The sequence below is a fragment of the Photorhabdus sp. CRCIA-P01 genome (genome assembly GCF_003545805.1).
In the GTDB taxonomy this organism is placed as follows: Bacteria; Pseudomonadota; Gammaproteobacteria; order Enterobacterales; family Enterobacteriaceae; genus Photorhabdus; species Photorhabdus antumapuensis.
On the sequence record NZ_NMQR01000154.1, the window covers coordinates 1 to 1,726 of the forward strand.

Below are 1,726 nucleotides of genomic sequence, written 5' to 3' on the forward strand. Positions count from 1 at the left end.
CCGCTGGAGGTATCAGAAGTGCGAATGCTGACATAAGTAACGATAAAGCGGGTGAAAAACCCGCTCGCCGGAAGACCAAGGGTTCCTGTCCAACGTTAATCGGGGCAGGGTGAGTCGACCCCTAAGGCGAGGCTGAAAAGCGTAGTCGATGGGAAACAGGTTAATATTCCTGTACTGAAGGTGACTGCGAAGGGGGGACGGAGAAGGCTAGGCCATCCGGGCGACGGTCGTCCCGGTTTAAGCGTGTAGGTGGAAAGAGCAGGCAAATCCGCTCTTTCGTTAACACCGAGGCGTGATGACGARCCGCCACGGCGGTGAAGTGGTTGATGCCCGGCTTCCAGGAAAAGCCTCTAAGCCTCAGGTCACCTTGAATCGTACCCCAAACCGACACAGGTGGTCAGGTAGAGCATACCCAGGCGCTTGAGAGAACTCGGGTGAAGGAACTAGGCAAAATGGTGCCGTAACTTCGGGAGAAGGCACGCTGGCAGTAGGTGAAGGGCCCGCGCCCGGAGCCGAAGCCAGTCGCAGAGACCAGCTGGCTGCAACTGTTTATTAAAAACACAGCACTGTGCAAACACGTAAGTGGACGTATACGGTGTGACGCCTGCCCGGTGCTGGAAGGTTAATTGATGGGGTTAGCACGCRAGTGCGAAGCTCTTGATCGAAGCCCCAGTAAACGGCGGCCGTAACTATAACGGTCCTAAGGTAGCGAAATTCCTTGTCGGGTAAGTTCCGACCTGCACGAATGGCGTAATGATGGCCAGGCTGTCTCCACCCGAGACTCAGTGAAATTGAACTCGCTGTGAAGATGCAGTGTACCCGCGGCAAGACGGAAAGACCCCGTGAACCTTTACTATAGCTTGACACTGAACATGGCGCCTTGATGTGTAGGATAGGTGGGAGGCTGTGAAGTGYGGACGCCAGTCCGCACGGAGCCGTCCTTGAAATACCACCCTTGAATGYGCGATGTTCTCACCCAGGTGCGTGATCCGGACCGGGGACAGTGTCTGGTGGGTAGTTTGACTGGGGCGGTCTCCTCCCAAAGCGTAACGGAGGAGCACGAAGGTTGGCTAATCACGGTCGGACATCGTGAGGTTAGTGCAAAGGCATAAGCCGGCTTGACTGCGAGAGTGACAGCTCGAGCAGGTACGAAAGTAGGTCTTAGTGATCCGGTGGTTCTGTATGGAAGGGCCATCGCTCAACGGATAAAAGGTACTCCGGGGATAACAGGCTGATACCGCCCAAGAGTTCATATCGACGGCGGTGTTTGGCACCTCGATGTCGGCTCATCACATCCTGGGGCTGAAGTCGGTCCCAAGGGTATGGCTGTTCGCCATTTAAAGTGGTACGCGAGCTGGGTTTAGAACGTCGTGAGACAGTTCGGTCCCTATCTGCCGTGGGCGTTGGAAGATTGAAAGGGGCTGCTCCTAGTACGAGAGGACCGGAGTGGACGCACCGCTGGTGTACGGGTTGTCATGCCAATGGCATCGCCCGGTAGCTAAGTGCGGAAGAGATAACCGCTGAAAGCATCTAAGCGGGAAACTTGCCTTGAGATGAGTCTTCCCTTGACTTGAGGTCACGGAAGGAACGTTTAAGACGAAGACGTGGATAGGCTGGGTGTGTAAGTGCAGCGATGCATTGAGCTGACCGGTACTAATGAACCGAGCGGCTTAACCTTACAACACCGAAGGTGTTTTGGCGTCATAAGACAGCGGTCGGAAGACGG

The 1,726-nt window shown here is 55.3% G+C and carries 1 rRNA gene; it reads left to right on the forward strand.

Features of this window, described 5'->3' with window-relative positions:
• A 23S ribosomal RNA gene (locus D3222_RS24450) occupies window positions 1-1,678 on the forward strand; the annotation flags it as partial.
• Window positions 1,679-1,726 lie beyond the last annotated feature (48 nt).